Origin of the sequence: Heyndrickxia sp. FSL W8-0496 (genome assembly GCF_038007825.1) — a bacterium.
Classification (GTDB): Bacteria; Bacillota; Bacilli; order Bacillales; family Bacillaceae_C; genus Heyndrickxia; species Heyndrickxia oleronia.
The window spans coordinates 1,161,299-1,179,480 of sequence record NZ_JBBOXX010000001.1 but is presented as its reverse complement, the minus strand read 5'-3'; the positions used below and the strand labels follow the sequence as shown (position 1 = coordinate 1,179,480).

General features: G+C 34.9%; 20 protein-coding genes. 5 read left to right on the top strand and 15 right to left on the bottom strand.

What is annotated here, in order from left to right; all coding sequences use genetic code 11:
- The first annotated feature begins 224 nt into the window (after positions 1 to 224).
- Positions 225 to 725: a DoxX family protein gene (locus NST63_RS05890; protein WP_212944669.1), complete on the top strand. Its 501-nt coding sequence runs from the start codon at positions 225 to 227 to the stop codon at positions 723 to 725.
- Positions 726 to 886: 161 nt separating this feature from the next.
- Here NST63_RS05890 and NST63_RS05885 read toward each other — a convergent pair whose 3' ends face one another.
- Positions 887 to 1,243, bottom strand: coding sequence for a MerR family transcriptional regulator (locus NST63_RS05885; RefSeq protein ID WP_212944670.1), 357 nt, complete (start codon positions 1,241 to 1,243; stop codon positions 887 to 889).
- Positions 1,244 to 1,569: 326 nt separating this feature from the next.
- Between NST63_RS05885 and NST63_RS05880 the strand changes: the two genes are divergently transcribed.
- Positions 1,570 to 1,896, top strand: coding sequence for a hypothetical protein (locus NST63_RS05880; RefSeq protein ID WP_078109163.1), 327 nt, complete (start codon positions 1,570 to 1,572; stop codon positions 1,894 to 1,896).
- A 24-nt stretch (positions 1,897 to 1,920) separates the two neighbouring features.
- On the opposite strand, the gene NST63_RS05875 is transcribed toward NST63_RS05880, so the two are convergent.
- A complete protein-coding gene (locus tag NST63_RS05875) occupies positions 1,921 to 2,487 on the bottom strand; it encodes a GNAT family N-acetyltransferase (protein ID WP_078109162.1) in 567 nt (188 codons plus the stop codon).
- A gap of 176 nt (positions 2,488 to 2,663) precedes the next feature.
- Between NST63_RS05875 and NST63_RS05870 the strand changes: the two genes are divergently transcribed.
- Together NST63_RS05870 and NST63_RS05865 are read left to right on the top strand one after the other, a co-directional pair.
- Positions 2,664 to 3,338, top strand: coding sequence for a YetF domain-containing protein (locus NST63_RS05870; RefSeq protein WP_078109161.1), 675 nt, complete (start codon positions 2,664 to 2,666; stop codon positions 3,336 to 3,338).
- A gap of 147 nt (positions 3,339 to 3,485) precedes the next feature.
- Positions 3,486 to 3,989, top strand: a complete 504-nt coding sequence (locus NST63_RS05865; RefSeq protein WP_078109160.1) for a DinB family protein — start codon at positions 3,486 to 3,488, stop codon at positions 3,987 to 3,989.
- A gap of 61 nt (positions 3,990 to 4,050) precedes the next feature.
- Here NST63_RS05865 and sspL read toward each other — a convergent pair whose 3' ends face one another.
- The 6 genes from sspL to NST63_RS05835 form a co-directional block, all read right to left on the bottom strand.
- Complete coding sequence (gene sspL / locus NST63_RS05860) at positions 4,051 to 4,185, bottom strand: small, acid-soluble spore protein L (RefSeq protein WP_078109159.1); 135 nt, start codon at positions 4,183 to 4,185, stop codon at positions 4,051 to 4,053.
- 73 nt (positions 4,186 to 4,258) lie between these two features.
- Positions 4,259 to 4,837 (bottom strand): histidine phosphatase family protein, encoded by a 579-nt coding sequence (locus NST63_RS05855; RefSeq protein WP_341041567.1) that lies wholly within the window; start codon positions 4,835 to 4,837, stop codon positions 4,259 to 4,261.
- 35 nt (positions 4,838 to 4,872) lie between these two features.
- A complete protein-coding gene (locus NST63_RS05850) occupies positions 4,873 to 5,328 on the bottom strand; it encodes a GNAT family N-acetyltransferase (RefSeq protein WP_071975060.1) in 456 nt (151 codons plus the stop codon).
- A 1-nt stretch (position 5,329) separates the two neighbouring features.
- On the bottom strand, positions 5,330 to 5,863 hold the full coding sequence (locus NST63_RS05845; RefSeq protein ID WP_212944871.1) for a GNAT family N-acetyltransferase: 534 nt from the start codon (positions 5,861 to 5,863) through the stop codon (positions 5,330 to 5,332).
- A 503-nt stretch (positions 5,864 to 6,366) separates the two neighbouring features.
- Complete coding sequence (locus NST63_RS05840; protein ID WP_216385257.1) at positions 6,367 to 7,590, bottom strand: MFS transporter; 1,224 nt, start codon at positions 7,588 to 7,590, stop codon at positions 6,367 to 6,369.
- Positions 7,591 to 7,732: 142 nt separating this feature from the next.
- Positions 7,733 to 8,767 (bottom strand): ArsR/SmtB family transcription factor, encoded by a 1,035-nt coding sequence (locus NST63_RS05835; protein WP_212944673.1) that lies wholly within the window; start codon positions 8,765 to 8,767, stop codon positions 7,733 to 7,735.
- Between the two features lie 169 nt (positions 8,768 to 8,936).
- On the opposite strand from NST63_RS05835, the gene NST63_RS05830 reads away from it, so the two are divergent.
- Entirely contained in the window at positions 8,937 to 10,538 is a 1,602-nt protein-coding gene (locus NST63_RS05830; RefSeq protein WP_078111316.1) for a catalase, read from the top strand.
- A gap of 59 nt (positions 10,539 to 10,597) precedes the next feature.
- Here NST63_RS05830 and NST63_RS05825 read toward each other — a convergent pair whose 3' ends face one another.
- The 7 genes from NST63_RS05825 to NST63_RS05795 form a co-directional block, all read right to left on the bottom strand.
- Entirely contained in the window at positions 10,598 to 11,236 is a 639-nt protein-coding gene (locus NST63_RS05825; protein ID WP_078111315.1) for a FusB/FusC family EF-G-binding protein, read from the bottom strand.
- Positions 11,237 to 11,389: 153 nt separating this feature from the next.
- Entirely contained in the window at positions 11,390 to 11,653 is a 264-nt protein-coding gene (locus NST63_RS05820; protein WP_212944674.1) for a CD3324 family protein, read from the bottom strand.
- Between the two features lie 372 nt (positions 11,654 to 12,025).
- Positions 12,026 to 12,790, bottom strand: a complete 765-nt coding sequence (locus NST63_RS05815) for a helix-turn-helix domain-containing protein (protein WP_212944872.1) — start codon at positions 12,788 to 12,790, stop codon at positions 12,026 to 12,028.
- A gap of 17 nt (positions 12,791 to 12,807) precedes the next feature.
- Positions 12,808 to 13,629 (bottom strand): VOC family protein, encoded by an 822-nt coding sequence (locus NST63_RS05810; protein ID WP_212944675.1) that lies wholly within the window; start codon positions 13,627 to 13,629, stop codon positions 12,808 to 12,810.
- A 175-nt stretch (positions 13,630 to 13,804) separates the two neighbouring features.
- Positions 13,805 to 13,993 (bottom strand): DUF4177 domain-containing protein, encoded by a 189-nt coding sequence (locus tag NST63_RS05805; RefSeq protein WP_212944676.1) that lies wholly within the window; start codon positions 13,991 to 13,993, stop codon positions 13,805 to 13,807.
- Between the two features lie 566 nt (positions 13,994 to 14,559).
- A complete protein-coding gene (locus tag NST63_RS05800; protein ID WP_212944677.1) occupies positions 14,560 to 15,423 on the bottom strand; it encodes an RNA polymerase sigma-70 factor in 864 nt (287 codons plus the stop codon).
- A gap of 4 nt (positions 15,424 to 15,427) precedes the next feature.
- Positions 15,428 to 16,726 carry a phytoene desaturase family protein gene (locus NST63_RS05795; protein WP_212944678.1) on the bottom strand — a complete coding sequence of 433 codons (1,299 nt, stop codon included), beginning with the start codon at positions 16,724 to 16,726 and terminating at the stop codon, positions 15,428 to 15,430.
- Between the last annotated feature and the right edge of the window lie 1,456 nt (positions 16,727 to 18,182).

Genomic DNA, 18,182 nt, shown 5'->3' with positions numbered 1-18,182 from the left:
TATTTGAAAAACCGCTTTTAAATCAGAAATATAAACATAATGAAGATTCTGTGAACGCTATTGTAAATTTAGGAAAAAGAGTTTATATTAGAGCTATAGAAAGTTAGTGAAATATTTCACAAACTTTCCAACAAGCTAGCTGGCTTACAATCTTACATCTTAGATAGCAAAAATTTTTATCATAACTTGTGAAATACTTCACAATATATAAGGAGATGTTGGTCATGAAATGGTTACGAGGACCGAAAATGGCAATTGTATGGACAGTTTTAAGAATTTGGTTAGGTATTCAGTGGTTACAAGCCGGGATTGGAAAATTGACACATGGATTTGATGCATTTGGATTTTTACAAGGAGCCATTGCTAATGCAACTGGAGAGCATCCTACCGTCCAAGGGTGGTATGCAGACTTCCTCCAACATTTTGCACTACCGAATGTAGAATTATTTAATCATCTCATTCCATATGGTGAATTATTAGTTGGACTTGGATTAATTGTAGGATTTGCAACTATCCCGGCACTTATTGCAGGAGCATTTATGAACTTAAACTTTATGTTAGCTGGTACAACAAGCACAAATCCAATTTTATATACAGTAGCTATTCTCATCATGGCAGCTGGAGCAGCAGGTTATTATTACGGAGTAGATCGATTGACAATTCCTTATATTAAAAAATGGTGGAATACAAATAAATTAAATCGACATCATGCTCCAACTCATTAAACATGAAACAATTTGGTAAATTAAAAAGTAAAAGCTTACTTCCCTTCAGACTGTCGAGAATTATCGACAGTCTTTTTCATTATACGTTATTCATATTGTCCCAATTAATCTTATAAATTAATTAAAATAAAAAAGCAGGTGGATTTACTATCAACCTAGCGTTATAAATAACTTTTAATTATTTTCGCCTGCGTTTCAAGCGCCTGTTTTCTCCTTCGTAATATTTCTTCCTCTTTTTGCACTGCGTCAAGTTGGTCTATTAATTTTTTGTATACTCCTTGAAAGAGTTCCACCTGACCACAGCCTACTTTTTCTTTAAGCTCAAAAAGCAATTGGATATCCTTTAAGCTTAATCCCATTTCTTTTAACTCGATGATTACTTGAAAATCATTCACTTCTTTTTCCTGATAATCCTTCCGATTCTTGTTCCACTTCGGTTTAAGCAGTTTCATCTCTTCATAATGACGAATGGTATCCTTTGAGGCATTTACTAGCTTGGCAAATTCTCCTACTTGCATCTTCTCACCTTATCTATCATTTTATTAGAATTCTTCAAAAAAAACTTCAGATTTCATGTTGACATGGGGTTAACCCCGTAAAGTTTAATGATCTCAATCTCTTTTCTTGAAAGGCTCTTTTCTCAAACATTGTTGCTAATGAATAATCACTCTCGGTTGTATATTGCTACATCTTTCATTTCACTGAGGAAAGTGAGGCAAACTCTATAAGACCGCTGAATTCTTTATTGGAAGTAAAAGCCGGCACTTGGGCTTTTACAAAAGGCAACAAACTATACGAAAACAGCCTTTTGAAAAGAGCTAACTTATCTTTAGGAGGTTGTTTAATGTTTTTCCTTGGACTTTTACTTGTCATCATTTACGGTGGGGGAACAACTCTAAGTGGGGCAATCCAACTTCAGAAACAGAAAATCCCTTTTTTAGCTGCTTTAAGCCTTTGTTTATTAGGTTTACTTTTAATTTTGTCAGCTTGCCTGTCGTCTACATTTCCCTTTACATTATTCATACTCGTTTTTGTTTTAATGTTGATTCATGGTGTGGCATTATTTAATGGATTCCACATGTATGGAAAAATAAATCCGTTGCACCACATAATAAGATTATGTCTTTCCGGTATAATCATTTTTATTTTTACTGTTAAACATTTATATTAAAAGAAAAGGGTGTCTGGCTTGAATCTACCGGACACCTGATTTTTCATCTTGTTGATTGAACAAAGCCCACTCAGAATAAAGGATTCCCATAATCACCCGATCATAGGATTTTCCATCACGCTTGACCGCTTCGCGCATTCTACCCTCTTGTTGAAATCCAACCTTTTCATAAGCACGAATCGCCCTTTTATTATATTCAATCACATCTAATCCTACACGATTGAGGTTTAATTCACAGAATGCATAGCGAAGCATTAATTGCAGTGCATCTGTTCCAAAGCCTTTATTTCGAAAAGACGGATCTCCAATTCCAATGGATAATAATCCTGCTCGATTATTCCATTCAATACTATGTATAACAATAAAGCCGATTAATTGATCGTCCTGAATCGTTCGCAATTGAAAATAAAAAGAATTTGAACTTGAGCTTGATTCTTTCTCAATTTGCTGTTTCGATTTGGGAATGGCAATATCTGTATCAATATTACGAAGATACTCTACATCTTCCCCCCATTTCACCATTATATCTGTATCATTTTCCTGTACTCCTGTTAATTTCACGTATTTTCCTTGAAATAAATTGGTTAGCATATATCCTCCTAAGCAGATGACCTACAACTCTATAATGAAACTCATGCTTTTTCTAGTTTCTACATTCATTATCATATTTCCTTCTATAAAAACCAGATAAGTTTGCCAAAATAGATAGGGAATAATTGGATGAATGTCGGAGAAAATAATGTCATCTATGTCCAAAGGAGTATTGTATGGAATCTATCTTCATTACCTCTCTTAGAACATTCATTAGCTTTAGTATTTTGCTTCTATTGACTCGAATTCTTGGAAAAAAACAATTAAATCATGTGACTGTATTTACATATATAACCGGAATTGCTCTTGGAAACATTGCTGGAGATATGGTTGTCCATAAAGACATTAAAATTACTGATGGTATTATTGGTTTAACACTATGGTCATTATTAACATTAATTATCGAATACATTTCATTAAAATCAGTCAAAGTTAGAACCATTCTTGATGGGGAACCTTCGATTATCATTAAGCAAGGAAAAATACATGTAGACGCGATGCGTTCCAATAAATTAAATATGGATGATTTAATGATGCTCATGAGATTAAAGGATGTCTTTAGTATAAAAGAAGTAGAATATGCGATCCTCGAACCTAATGGACAGTTAAGTATACTAAAAAAAGAGGAATATGAATCGGTCATAAAAAAAGACACACATATTTCAACCAAACGGAGACCATATCTTCCAACAGAGTTAGTAGTTGATGGAAAAATAATTAAAAAGAATTTGAAAGAACTTAATATTAATGAAGATTGGTTATTGGAAGAATTGAAAATGAAAGGACACCCCCATCTAAGTAAAATCTTTTATGCAGAATTACAACCTGACGGAAGCATTCATGTTGATTAAAATAACAGTTTAGCTGCATTAACTCTAGATATCGATTGTGGCTGAATCATGTATCCTAATCACCATCAATTGAATCACTTGAATATTGGTCACAATATTTATAAACTGAAAGGGCAAAACTAATTGAAATGAATGAGGTGATTATCCATGTTTCAAAACGTAGAAGGATTTCTACAAATGTGGAAATATGAAGTTATGGAAACACAGAAAGTTTTAGACGTGTTAACGGATCAATCCTTGCAACAAGAAATTGCTCCTGGCCATTGGTCATTAGGTCGTGTTGCTTGGCACATTACGACAGCAATTAAAGTAATGGGATCTCAAACAGGGTTACAATTTGATGGACCAGATAAAGACTTTCCAGTGCCAGAATCAGCTACATATATTGCGGATCAATATCGAAAAATGGGTGAGTTATTCGCAGATGCTGTCAACACTCAATGGACAGATAGCACATTAAGCGAGGTTCACAATGTTTTCGGTAGAGATATGTCGAATGGAGCATTACTAATGTTTATCATTCATCATCAAATCCATCATCGTGGACAACTTACCGTTCTCATGAGACAGGCTGGCTTAACAGTTCCTGGCGTTTATGGACCATCGAAAGAAGAATGGTCAAAAATGGGTATGGAACCACCTAAAATGTAAACATGAAAAGGCTGATTTTGAAATCAGCCTTTTCATCTAAGTATTTTTTAATCAATCACTATTATATTTTTGTATTACTCTTTTTCGCTCTATTTTCTAGCTGGCTTTTAGGATCGTTAGTCATTGTATCATCTTGGCCATAGCCTTGTGGATTTACTCCTGGAGCTTTTTTTCCACGGTTATTATTTTTAGGCATCCTTTCACCTCCAATACTAATTATTAGTATCCTCCCTCACCATTCACTTTTTATCCTAAAAACCGCTACATTCTTAAGAATCTAGATGCTTCGCACAATTATATAGATTACATGTCCATCCATTTGATGTTTTATTGAGTTCTGTCATGGATGTGTTTTCTAAATGTCCTTCAAATTCTACTTGTGGGACTAGTACTTGGATCAGACATTGAATGCAAGCACCGTGTGAAACAATCAGTATATTTCTATTTTCATGTTTTTCTTGAATTTCTTGAATAAAAGGTAAAGTTCTTTTAATTACACTTTCCACATCTTCCATACCTAAATCTAGCTCTCTCCAGTTATGACCCCATTTAGCGATTCTTTCAGATTCAATTGTTCCTTCAATTTGACCACCACTCACTTCACGAATTCGTGGTTCTAGAACAATTTGTTTATTACCCATTCTTTCACTGATGATTTCCGCTGTTTGTCTTGCTCGTAAAAGATCACTAGAGTATATTACATCCCAATTTTCCATACTTAACCGCTCAGCAAGCTTATTTGCTTGAATAATTCCATCCTCATCGAGTGGGATATCAGCACTTCCCTGTGCCCTTCTTTCCTTATTCCACGCTGTACTTCCATGGCGGACAAAACCAATTTTAGTCATATGCACCCCTCCATTCTTGTTAAAAATCTATTCTCTTAATCCAAATCTTGCGATAAGCGGATCATATCTATTGCCTGTATTCCATTTTCATAGATTTCCTCTGAATAATGTCGAAGGAAAAAATCTCTATCGATTCCCGTTATTCGAAATCCACATTTCTGGTAAAGTGCAAGCTGTGAAATACTTGAATTAGCTGTTCCAATCTCAATAGTTTTGAACCCTTGTTCTCTTGCATGAGCAATCGCATGATTCACTAACTTCTTGCCTATTCCCTTTCCTTGTTCCTTCTCAGATACAGCAATATTTACTAATTCAATCGTCTCTGGCCTAGTCGGTAAAAGTACATAAACTCCATGGACTACACCATTTTCTTCCGCAACAAAACATTGCCCTCGATCAATATACTCCTCAACAAGCTTCCGTGACGGATCGGCTAATAATAAAAGTTCAATTGGAGGACTTTCATTAGCTCCTAATTGTCTAAACTTCATTTTAATCCCCTACCTTTAAAGCATATAATACATGTGGTTTTAATGGATCATTTAGTTCAAGCTTCGGATGCAAAAATGTTTTGACCTTTTTTAAACCAATTTTCTGCATAATTCGTTCTGAGCGCGTATTAATTTCTGCTGTGAAGCTGTACACATTTTCAAACTGCAAATTCTCCTCCGCATATTCTAAACAAGCTTTTGCTCCTTCAGTTGCCAGCCCTTTGCCCCAAACTTCCTTTTTTAATCTCCAGCCAATTTCTATACAAGGTGTGAAATCCGCTTCAAATGTTGCGTGATGAAATCCAATAAAACCAATGAACTCCCCTGTTTCCTTTAGTTCAGTAGCATATAGTCCATAGCCATAGGTTTGAAACTCATCCATGATTGCCTCGTAAAATGCTGTAGTTTCTTCATGTGTCAGTATCTTTGGAAAATACTCCATTACCTTAGGGTCTTCATTCATTTTCTTAAAATCTAGTAAATCTTTTGTTTCAAAAGCACGCATGCGTAATCGATCTGTTTCAAAGTAAATCAAGTCTATCACCTATTTTCTTTTTTTAGCGACTCTTTTCTTAGACATTGAGTTTTAACTAATGATTTAAGTAAAGTTTTAAGAATTTCTATCGGATGAAAGACCGCTACACCTTTCATATCACCGAGAAAAGAGAGACAAACTCCATATGACCGATGAATTCTTTATTTGGTGGAAAAGCATGGCAGTTGGGCTTTTCCAAAAGCAACAAACTATACGAAAACAGCCACACTTCAAATCACGCGAAAAGAGCTGCAAACTAATGTAACGTCATTAAGGCTTTGAATTCTATCAAATGATTCATATCCCCATCGATACTCTTAACATTTTAAAATCCAAACCTTATATTTCTTCTCGATATCCGATCTATTTTCCTTTATTTTTTTGGCACTTTTCTCAAACATTGTTGCTATTTAAGCAAAGTTTTAACTATCGGATGAAGACCGCTACACCCTTTATTTCACATAGAAAAGAGCTACAAACTATATACGAAAACAGCCATTCTTTTAAACTGATAAGTTATCTGCTGCATGTCCCCTGTTTTTCCTAAAAGTGATGATTAAAGACAATCCAGCTAATGTAACTAAAATTCCTGATACATTCAAAATCCATGAGATCGATAAATAGTTAATAATAAAAGAACCAAACATTGTTCCGAACGGTACGATAAATGTTGACAAGGTTGAAAGCAAGCTTCCTACACGACCCATTTTATTTTCTGGGACCATGGTTTGGTATAAGGTTCCAATGCCAACACTTGCCATGCTAACTCCAATACCTAAAATAAATGCAAAAATTAGGAGGGCTATATAGCTTTCAGGAAAAACTCCTGAGATTAGCAAAGCAATTCCTTCAATTGACAAACCGAAGATAACCATTTTTACTCTATCTTTCATGATGTTTAATAATATAATGAGGCTTCCTGATAATGCTCCTACTGAAATGGCAGCATCCACGATCCCCATTCCACTAGCGCCTACTTTTAGTATTTGATTACATAGGACAGTAATAAATACATTTAATGGTGCTAGGAAAAAATTGATGATGATTCCGCCAACAATTATTAGGTGCAACAGCTTCTTATAGCGTAGAACATAGGTGAATCCTTCTTGAAATTGGAGATAAAATTTTCTTTTCACATGATCAATGTCCACTTTTGGTATCGCAAGGAACATTTCACTAAATGCAGAAATAATAAATGAAATCCCATTGATCAAAAATAGGAGCCACATATTTGTAACTGCTATTAGTATTCCTGCAAGTGCTGGCCCAATAATATTCGATAGTTGATTCGTTACTTGCATAAATGAGTTTGCTTTTGGCAAGTTCTCTTTTCCTACTATGAGTGGTATCGTTGCTCCTATCGCTGGACTAAAAAAAGCAGATACAAGTGATGAAGCAATCATCAGTAAATATAATAAATAAATAGGTAGCTCCTCAAAAAACATGAACAAAGCAATCGCAAGCATGATACACCCATTAATCATGTCTGAAAAAACGAGAAGATACTTTTTAATATTCCTATCTGCTAAAACTCCTACAAAAGGCATTACTAATACAGACGGAATAGTAAAGCAAAGGACACTTAAACCTAATGCAATGGACGAACCTGTTGTTTCAATGATATACCACATAATCGCAATATTATAAAAGCGATTACCTAGCACAGAAACACTATTGCCCATCCATAAAAGAAGAAAGTTTTTATTCCTTAATACATTATTTTTCATCATATCCCAACCTTCCATTATCATAAAATCACTCTTTTTATACAAATCGAACTACAATGCATTATACAACATACATAAAATGACTCATTCTACACAAATCGAATATCGATAGTATATATAAGGAGGTCGCCTTATGACCTCCTTACTCTAGTAATGATTTTGTTAATGTTTCCATTAGCTCCTTTAGCTTATCTTTATTAAGTTGATAATAAACTTTATTTTCGATTCTCATAGAATAGACAATTCCAATCGAATGTAAAGTGGATAAATGATGAGAAATAGTTGAATTAGATAAAGACAATGTCTGGGCAAGCTCATATCCATATCTAGGAGCTTTATTTAAAAGCATGATAATTCTAATACGTTTTTCATCTGCAACGATTTTAATGGCATCTAAAACATCATCTTGGCTCATCTTATTTTTGGTGTTAGAATCATATTCATTTATCCCATAGTGGTAAATAAATGACTGCTCACTATCTGATGAAAGAGATGATGTATCATAAAAATAAGATGGAGATAGAATTAGCTTCATCGCTTTATTCTCAATCACATATGAAGGAATAACTGGAAATGCCTCTCCAACCTTTTCCCTCGTTGAAAATATTTGTTTTCCCTTTAAATAATCAATATTTTCTTGCTGCTTCTTCAAAAAGTATGGAAGATCCGTTTTAAAGTAAAACTCATAAAATTGTTTCATTAATGAGATAAAACGATTTTTAGTATTTTCTATATCAACATATAAATAAGTCAATTTCCATTTTTCATTTTCCGGTAAGCTTGTATTTTTGATAAACAGTCTAACCTCTGTAAAATCATGAATATCGGATACTTCAGTTGGTGTGAATCCCGTTTCTAGAAAATGTTCAAAAATATGATGTGCGGAATCCGATTCAATCTGCTGAATAAATTTCTCTAAAGATTGATAACAATTTGTTTCATATGCATATCGAATCATACTTAACCCAATAAACGTTTCTTGGCTAAAAAAGACTTCTAATTCATCCTTCAATATTTGGGGAATACTTCGCACCTTCTCGTCTACCCACTTTTGAAGTTCCCCGTTTAGTTCTCGTTTAGTCTGCTTATTTGCGTAATCTTGGATAATAAACATAGATGAAAGCTGTTCAAACACAGGTGATTGAATAATAAGAATATTTTCTCCCAGCTCTACCATTAGATCCCCTCCTATTTTAATCATAATATACATCGAACATTCTATTTTCGTCAACATGTATTTTCGATATCAATCAAAACAAAATAATTAGAAGCTCCATTGTATTTTTATACTAATCAAAGCAAAAGCTATCTTCGATGAAAAAACTTTCAAAAAAGGAGGACATCGAATGTCTAAGGACACAAACCAACCAATCAATCAAACAAATGAAGAACATGAAGACACATTAACAAACAGACAAGGGCATCCAATTACGAATAACCAGAGCATTCGTACAGTAGGAAATCGTGGACCCGCTACATTAGAGAATTATGATTTTATTGAAAAGATTAGCCATTTTGATCGTGAACGAATTCCAGAGCGAGTTGTTCATGCACGTGGTGCAGGGGCACATGGATATTTTGAAGCTTATGGTACATGTGGAGATGAACCAATTTCTAAATATACGCGAGCCAAATTATTTCAAGAAAAAGGGAAAAAAACACCTGTCTTTGTACGTTTTTCGACGGTTATTCATGGCGGACATTCACCTGAAACATTAAGGGACCCAAGGGGGTTTGCTGTAAAATTTTATACAGAGGACGGAAATTGGGATTTAGTAGGGAATAACCTTAAAATCTTCTTTATCCGTGATGCAATTAAATTTCCAGATATGATTCATGCTTTTAAACCTGACCCAATAACAAACCTCCAAGATAATGAAAGATTTTTTGACTTTTGCTGCAATTCTCCAGAAACCTTTCATATGGTCACATTTGTTTATTCTCCTTGGGGAATTCCAGCTAATTATCGAATGATGCAGGGTTCTGGTGTGAATACATATAAATGGGTGAACAGTGCAGGGGAAGCTGTACTTGTAAAATATCATTGGGAGCCAAAACAAGGGATTAAAAATTTGACACAAAAAGAAGCAGAAGAAATACAAGCAACTAATTTTAATCATGCAACACAAGATTTATATGATGCAATTGAAAGAGGCGATTATCCAGAATGGGAATTATTTGTTCAAATCATGAGCGATGATGCGCATCCAGAACTAGATTTCGATCCATTGGATGATACAAAGCTATGGCCTGACGATCAATTCCCTTGGAGAAAAGTAGGAAAAATGGTGCTTAATAAAAACCCAGAGGATTATTTTACCGAAGTAGAGCAAGCGGCATTTGGGACAGGTGTACTTGTCGATGGGCTTGACTTCTCAGATGATAAAATGCTTCAGGGTCGTACTTTTTCTTACTCTGATACACAACGGTATCGAGTAGGTGCGAATTATTTACAGCTCCCAATTAATGCGCCCAAAAAACGTGTAGCCACAAACCAAAGTGGCGGACAAATGCAATATAAGGTAGATCGTGCACCTGGACAAAATCCTCATGTGAATTATGAACCATCTATTTTAGGTGGATTAAAAGAAGCAAAACAATACGGGAAGGAATATACACCTCAGATTGAAGGCCAATTAGTACGCGAATCCATCGATCGCCAAAGTAATACGAAACAAGCAGGAGAAACTTACCGAAGCTTTGAACAGTGGGAAAAAGATGAATTAATATCAAATCTTGTTTCTGGACTTGCTCCTTGTGATAAAAGAATCCAAGAGAAAATGATCGCTCTTGCTGAAGAAGCAGATGAAGAATATGGACGTAGGCTAAGAGAAGGTTTGACTCAAGCATCTAAAAGTGGTTCCAGTCAAAAGCCACTTGGAAATAAGGATGCAGATAAAGCACCTGAAAAAGCCATCAATAAAGGTCATGAGGCTGATCCATACTAAAAAAATGGTAACGGCTGTCTGTAAATTGAAACAATCAGGCAGCCGCTATTGGAATACACTCATTTTTTTACCCGTTCAATAAATTCATGAAGTTTATCTACAGAAGTTAAATTTTGATTGCATTTTAAACTATCTATACAAATATAATTTCCTTTTTTAATAAACGTATCTCGTACCTCACCCTTTTTTTCTGTTAAGAATAATCCGACTTCCTCATGCTTATTACATAAAGCACAGATTCCTTTTTGCTGAATCCTTTTAAAGGATCCTTGTAAACCAACAAGTTTATTGTCAAGCATGGCCACAAGATATTTCTTACTAGATCCTTCGTCAATCCAACTTAAATAGGAAATTTCTCTTAAATCCATATCTTCCATTGCTGGTACTTTTAATTTCTTTGCTTTCGGAAACAGCTTTTTAATGGCTTGCTGTGAGACTGTTTTAAAAGGAACTACATAAGGCACTATTGTAGCTAAAAATTTCTCAGCATCCGCTGTATCTTGTACATTTATTATTGGTTGAATGAGTTCTTCCTGTTCCTCAGTTAATTCTTCAAATAATTGAACGACCTTTTCCTTTGCTAATGATTTTAGTGCTTGAAGGACATTTCCATCGTTAACAGTTGAATGGCCGTTTATTAAAATTTGTGTTTGTTGCTTTATAAAATGATATTGATCACTTCTTATGAAAGGATCCATGATTTTCAACTCCTAAACTTCAGATTCTTTTTAACTATAGAAGATTATCGTACCTATTGAAAGGTAGAAAATATGTCGGAAATGAACTATACCTAAAAAGGCACTCGTCAACTACCAAGGAGACAACTCCTTCATTGACAGTGCCTTTTCCATTTATTTAGCATAAACAATTTTTTTTATCGTTTCGATTGAAAGGAAATATTCATCTGCCAATTGATCGATTGTTGTGCCGTTTTTAAATGCTTTTTTTATCATCGCATTACGTTGATCAATGTATTTCCTTCCACCCGATTGAGTCCCCCATTTCTGGTGATTGTTCCGAGGTTTCGGTATATAAATTGTTTCCCCCTGAACATATTTCTGAATTTCCATAATGAGATTCTCAGGTAAAACAGTTGATGCTTTTACATATTTCAATTTTGCCAGCCCCTTATTTTTTTATATTTAGAAATAAGGTGCAAAGCCAAAATATTAGAAATGCAAAATTAAATAATGGGCGATTGTTTATTTTAGTATTGTCCACCCCATGCAAAGTATCGCCTTTCCAATAATAGGCTTTGCATGAGTAGCTACAGACTCTAGCAATTTGGGTTCTATTGCCATTTTATCACCTCCCAAATTGTGTTAGTAAAAACGTTTTTTCTTATTATAAAACAAATTAGTTTAGAAAACATCTTGAGTAGCTATAAAATAATAAGTTTTTTATTATAATAACTGCCACAAGCTACTCCATATTTTTGGGATTTTCCGCTATAAATTATATAAAACGATCCGTTTTTTTTACAAAAATTATTTTACAACTGGAATTAAATAATCAAAGGTACTCGCATCTATGTTCGAATATCTCTCTAGCTTCGAACCTATTGGTTGAAATCCGTAGCGGATGATAACCTGTATATAAGAAAAGCAAAAAAGTGCATCTTCTGGTCTACAGTCCTGTAAAACTGCAAATAAGGTTGGAGAAACTTTTTCAATTCTAAAATCTTTATGATCTCCTGTCAAAGAATTATTTAGAACCTCAAACCCTATCTCTCCTATTATTTTGTCCTCAGTAATCATTTCAGTTTTTACATATACCTGTTCAGAGCATGTGACTCCTAGTTTTTCTAATTGACTTTTTGCAGTAGTAAAATGCTTTTGAAAAGGATTCGGCTGCCTTTGCGAATGAACCCTTTGCCACACAAAATACTTTTCGGTCTCCCAATTTGATAATAATAGTGTTTGTTGCGGATTTTCTACATTGATTCCACCAATAAATTTTTGAGCTGCAAGGAGGACCTCCGTTCTTTTGTTCAAGTCCTCTCTCCAACGATCAAGTATCTTTTTTTTCTCCTGATCATTCACTGTAAAATATTGCTTAATATCCTGGATTGAAATACCTGCCTGTCTAAGCGAATCAATCATTTTTGCCTGATATATTTGATCGAACGCATAGGCCCTATAACCATTTTCCAACCTGACAAATGGCACTAATAATCTCTTTTTATCATAAAATCTCAGTTTACTAGGAGGGAGTCCTGTCCTTTTTGAAAATTCGTTTATCGAAAGATTCATTTCATCTGTCCATCTTTTTATTTGTACGACCAAATATTTATTCGGTTATTATCAGAATCATATATATGAAATCCACCCCAACCGTTTATAGGGTCTCCTGCAATTTCTGATGGTTTGATCCCATTACGAATTAATTTATTGTATTCTTCAAAGAAAACAGCAGGTCTAATATCAAAATAACATCTAGCCTGATGATCACTCGGTTTTTCCACTGAACTTTTCATACTTTGGAGTAACCATATATTATCCCAATATTGTTGTCCTAACACATTTCTGTCATAAGCATCTTCTGTCCTCAGATGTGCATAACCCTTTTCTACATTCACCTCAACCACTTCAAATCCAAGGTTCTTTGCATACCATTCCGCAGAAACCTTTGGATCTTTAACATAGATTAAGGAATTTACATTTCCGAAACCTAGAATTCCTGATTCCGGGTAGTCATCGGTATCCACTCTCTGCTTGTCCTCGACAAGTGTTAAACTCACATCGTTAAAAGCAAAAATGTCACAGAATCTTTGACCATTAGGTAAACTATTTGTTTCAGTGAATTTTACATCTTTTCTTTCTAAAAAGCTTAAGGTGTGATCAAGGTCATAGGTTACAAATACCAGCTTTACTTGTCCCTCATTACTAGAAGATTGTAAGTGCTCATATTCCCCTTCAAATGACTTTATCGTAACCATCCCCGCTTTAGGTAACTTCATAAATCCTTTCCTACCAACCCAAGAAGTAATTTTATCAACACACTCCCATCCCAGTATCTCCTGATACCAATTTACGCAGTTTTCAAACTCCTCTAAATCTACCATGATAAAGCCTCCATCCCAGCGATACATACAATCAGCTCCTATAATGTATTTACATATTAAGGTTAAAGGTTAAACCTAGTGCAATGTCAATCTATATATTTTAAAAATTGTGAAATTTTTATCGGTTATTAGCTTATTAAACTTCCACTTCAAGTTAGTAGAGTAACTTCAACAAAAAAGCAGACAAAGCGTCTGCTTAAAACTAATTGATCTTTTTCTCAAAAATTAATTCCATAGTCAGTGCTTGTCCAGCACCGCCAAAAGGGGGAGTTACAATTTGCAATAACTTCCATCCTTCCCTAGCGTTTTCGTGGATGATTGCTTGATAGTCTTTTTTTGGCTTTCCGTTTAATGCCCCAACAGGTATAGTTTCAAATTTATATTCATACATGAAAATCACTCCTAAAATTTATTTATTATTCTCTACGAAAGATACAAAGAAAGGTTTCATTAATCCATAGCTAGCTTGAACTATTTCATCAAAAAATTGATTAATCCCTTCCTACAGAAGCAATGTATAAATATATGTTTCGCTACGCTAACACAATTTAATAAATATGCCCTAATCGTTAAATCGGGATGATTTTTAATGATTCGGGTTAGCAGTAGCGTTGAAAAGGCAGCAATAAATGATATTTCATTTTCTTCAATATTAAAAACATTGCACTCAATGGTGTGAATTTTTATGTAAAGACTTTTTATCTTTTTAAACTATTGCTTGTTAAGCATAAAAAACAAAGCCTACTTTTCAAAAATATTGATCCAAGTAGGCTGTTAACATATTCGTTTCAAAAGTTGATCCACCTTTGCTCTGAGCGATTGCGATAGCGTGGATCCGGGTTTTCTCCTGCAGATTCTGCAAGACATTTTTTCCGTCAGATGGTTAATCACCTTACTAAGGTAAAAGCCCCGGAAGTATATAATTTGTATGGTTTCGATAGTGAAAAGTATTGATCGTTAATTTTGTAAGTGTACCAATTTATCCGGATTTGCCACCATATAAATGCGGGAAATCTTATCATCAAGGAATTCTATTGAGATCACATAGGCGACATAATCATTGATGGATACGACTACTCCTGGATACCCATTCACATCTTTAAATTCCATTTTCGTGTTTTTAGGCAACTTTTTCATAATGCTCGTAAATAAAAAGACAATTCGTTCTGATGTATAAATTGGATTTATCGCAGCTTTTACTTTACCGCCACCATCAGAAATAAATACGGAATCTGTCTTCAATAACTCCAGCATTTTATGAATATTCCCTTCTTGAAACGCCATCGTAAATTGTTCTACCCTACTCCTCATAGATTGAAAATCCAATGATGCAGCTTTTGGACGATTTTCCATGCCTTTTTTCGCGCGATGGAAAATCTGCCTGCAATTAGTAGAAGATTTTTCAATAATAGCTGCAATTTCTTCATAGCTATACTGAAAAACTTCTCGTAATATGAAGACAGCTCGTTCATCCTCAGATAACTGATGCAAAAGCAAGAGATAAGCGGTCGAGATAGATTCCTTTATCAAATAAGTATGAGTAGGGTCATTTCCTTCATCCACCAATGGTTCTGGCAGCCACTCTCCAACATAAACCTCGCGTTTACTAGCGGCTGAACGCAATTTGTCTATTGAACTATTCATCACAATCTTACATAGATACGCTTTCTTGTTTTCAATGACCTTTTTGCTACTTACACTGTTGTAAGTTAAGAATGCCTCCTGTACAAGATCCTCAGCATCCGTAACACTCCCCGTCATTCGGTAGGCAATCGAAAATAACAAAGGTTTATACGTCTGATACAATTGTTCAGTCTCCAAAACGCTACCCTTCCTTTATCACTATCATTTCATTAGCTTTTAAAATTTCTTGCGCTGCACGCTTCCCACTTGCAACTGCAGCATCAGCTAATACTTCTTCATGTCCGGTCCAATCTCCTGCAATATACATGCCTTTCATTTCTGGTATACTCGGACCCGGGTTCCCTTTTCGTTTCGAATGTGGGAAATTATATGATACTGTTAGCTTTGGTAAAAACTGTTGCACAACGACCTCTTGTCTCCATCCTGGATGAAGCAAATCCATTACCGATTCTAATTGTTGCTTATCTGCATTTACGTTGATTTCTTCTATAGGATTATGATATTTTGCTAGACTTACAACGACCGATCCATCATCACTTAATTTTGCTGCTCGTGATTGATTTGTGAAAAATAATGATTGATCAAGACCGATTACAAACTGATGTCGTGGAGTAGGTAATTTTTTCAAGCCTAGATCAATACAGCTTGCCGTAATAGGAATCGCCTGTTCATTCCATAATCCCAATGATGTATGTTCTGCATCTTTAATTATTTTCACTGCTTCTTTCGGAGGAGCGGCAACGATACAATCCGCTACATCAAGTACTGTTCCATCAGAACAAATTATGCTTTGATAGTCACCATGATGCTCAATCTTTATGACATTTTTATTCGAAAAAATTTCAACTCCTGAGGCTATAGCCTGCTGCCTAAGTTTCTCCACAATCGTTCCCCAACCTCCATCAACATACAAAACTCCGCCCTTCAAAGAACGTTGCACTTGCTTCAATACTGGCTTTGCAAGCTGTAAGGTCGGGGCATTTGTATAAGTCGTCAATCGGCAGATCGAATAAAAAATATGTCTTACCATTGGATCACTTATTTCCGCATCAGCCCACTCCTTAAGGCTAACTTCTGGAATGGTACCAACATTTAAGTTCATTAACTTTAACATGAACTTGCCGAACACAAACTTCGATTTCCATGATAAAAGGGGAGATGACATAATCGATGAAAAATCTGTTGGGATAACATGAACTGACTTATTGAGAATGCCATGAATTTGTACAGATTTTGAAGCATTACCACCAGGAATGGATAATCCAAGTTCAGTTAAAATTGTCATAGCATCCCCTGAAAGATACAGTCCATGCGGCCCCAAATTCAAATGCACTCCATTTTTTTCATTCGTTATCGCCCTGCCACCGAGACGATTCGATTTTTCCAAAACAACGACCTTTTTTCCTTCCCTCACCAATAAATTTGCTGCTGTCAACCCAGCCAATCCCCCACCAATTATTGCCACATCATATTTAAACATATAAAAATCCCTCCTAGAATCGTTCTGTAATCAAAACGATTGAAGAAAGGATTTTGTGACAGCTAAAATGTAATATTTAAAATTTATTAAGATTAAGATTTCATAATGAAAAGATATTGGTCAAGCACGTATAATTCCCTCGTCTTAAACTAAAACAAGCAAACCCAATAGTTTTTTGCACAGCTAATCATCTCCTGGGAAGATAGCTTTTTTAAAATTAATATGCAAAACTTCAAATCCTTTATCTATTTGCTAAAAAAATTCGTTGTTATTACAATCGCTTCACAGGTTTTTATGATTAGGTGAATGCTTAATGGCAATCTAATTGCAATTCTTCCATAGGTAGTAAGGGAATTTTCTCTCGCCTTATATTCCATTTCTCAACTTCAAATGTTCTTTTTCTTTTGTTTTTTTTCTAATACATTTTTGCTATTTAATTATTGTTATAACTAATAAATATAGCTAAGCCCTTTTCTCAAACGGTATTCATACACTCAGCTTATTGATTCAAACTTTACTCTTAAATAAATACGAAAGAGGAATTTACGTGACACGGTAACCTAAGGGAGGGGTTGATTACCGCGAAGGAAAAAATTGCGTGGGTACGGGAACTAATGAGAGCGGTTGGTTACCCCGAAGGAAAAAATTACGTGGGTACGAGAACTAATGAGAGCGATTGGTTACCTCGAAGGTGAAATTTGCGCGGACACAGGAACTAAAGGGAACGATTGATTACCCCGAAGGAGGAATTTCCGTGAGCACGGTAACTAATGAGAGCGGTTGTTTACCTTGATGGAGGTAATTCCGCGGACACAGGAACTAAAGGGAGCAATTGGTTACCTTGATGGAGATAATTCCATGGACACGGTAACTATAGAGAGGGGGTGGTTACCGACGCTATTGTCTACAACCAGCGATTATGGGTGATATCGAAATATTTACAGATTGCTTAGTTGAATCAAACTTTATTGCAGTAGAACCTTGTGAAGTATTATGTGTCCCTTTAGAAAGATTCGAAGCACATTTAAAATTTGATTGTAAATTTATTCAACTATTACTTCAGGAGCTAGCCTATAAACTTCGAACTTGCACCATTTCATCAAGAATAAATGCACTCTCACCAGCCTGGGTACGTTTAGCAGCTTATTTATGTACAGTTGAATCCCCTTCACATTTAAATCAATATATAAAAACAAATTTGCCAAAGACTTCTAAATCGAATACTAAGGGACTGGTCAGAGAAAGGGTTTAAAAACGAGAAGAAAAAGAAATTCAATTTTAAATTGGAATAAGATTAATGAAATCTCAGAAAATGTACGTTTTGAATAGTTATCAACGTGAGAAATTTATCAATCATTCTAGTGCTTACATTCCAATATAAATATAAAAAATATCCCTTTAGATCATCAAATCTCAAGGGATACCTCGTGAGTATTTTACAAATACTGCTAATGTA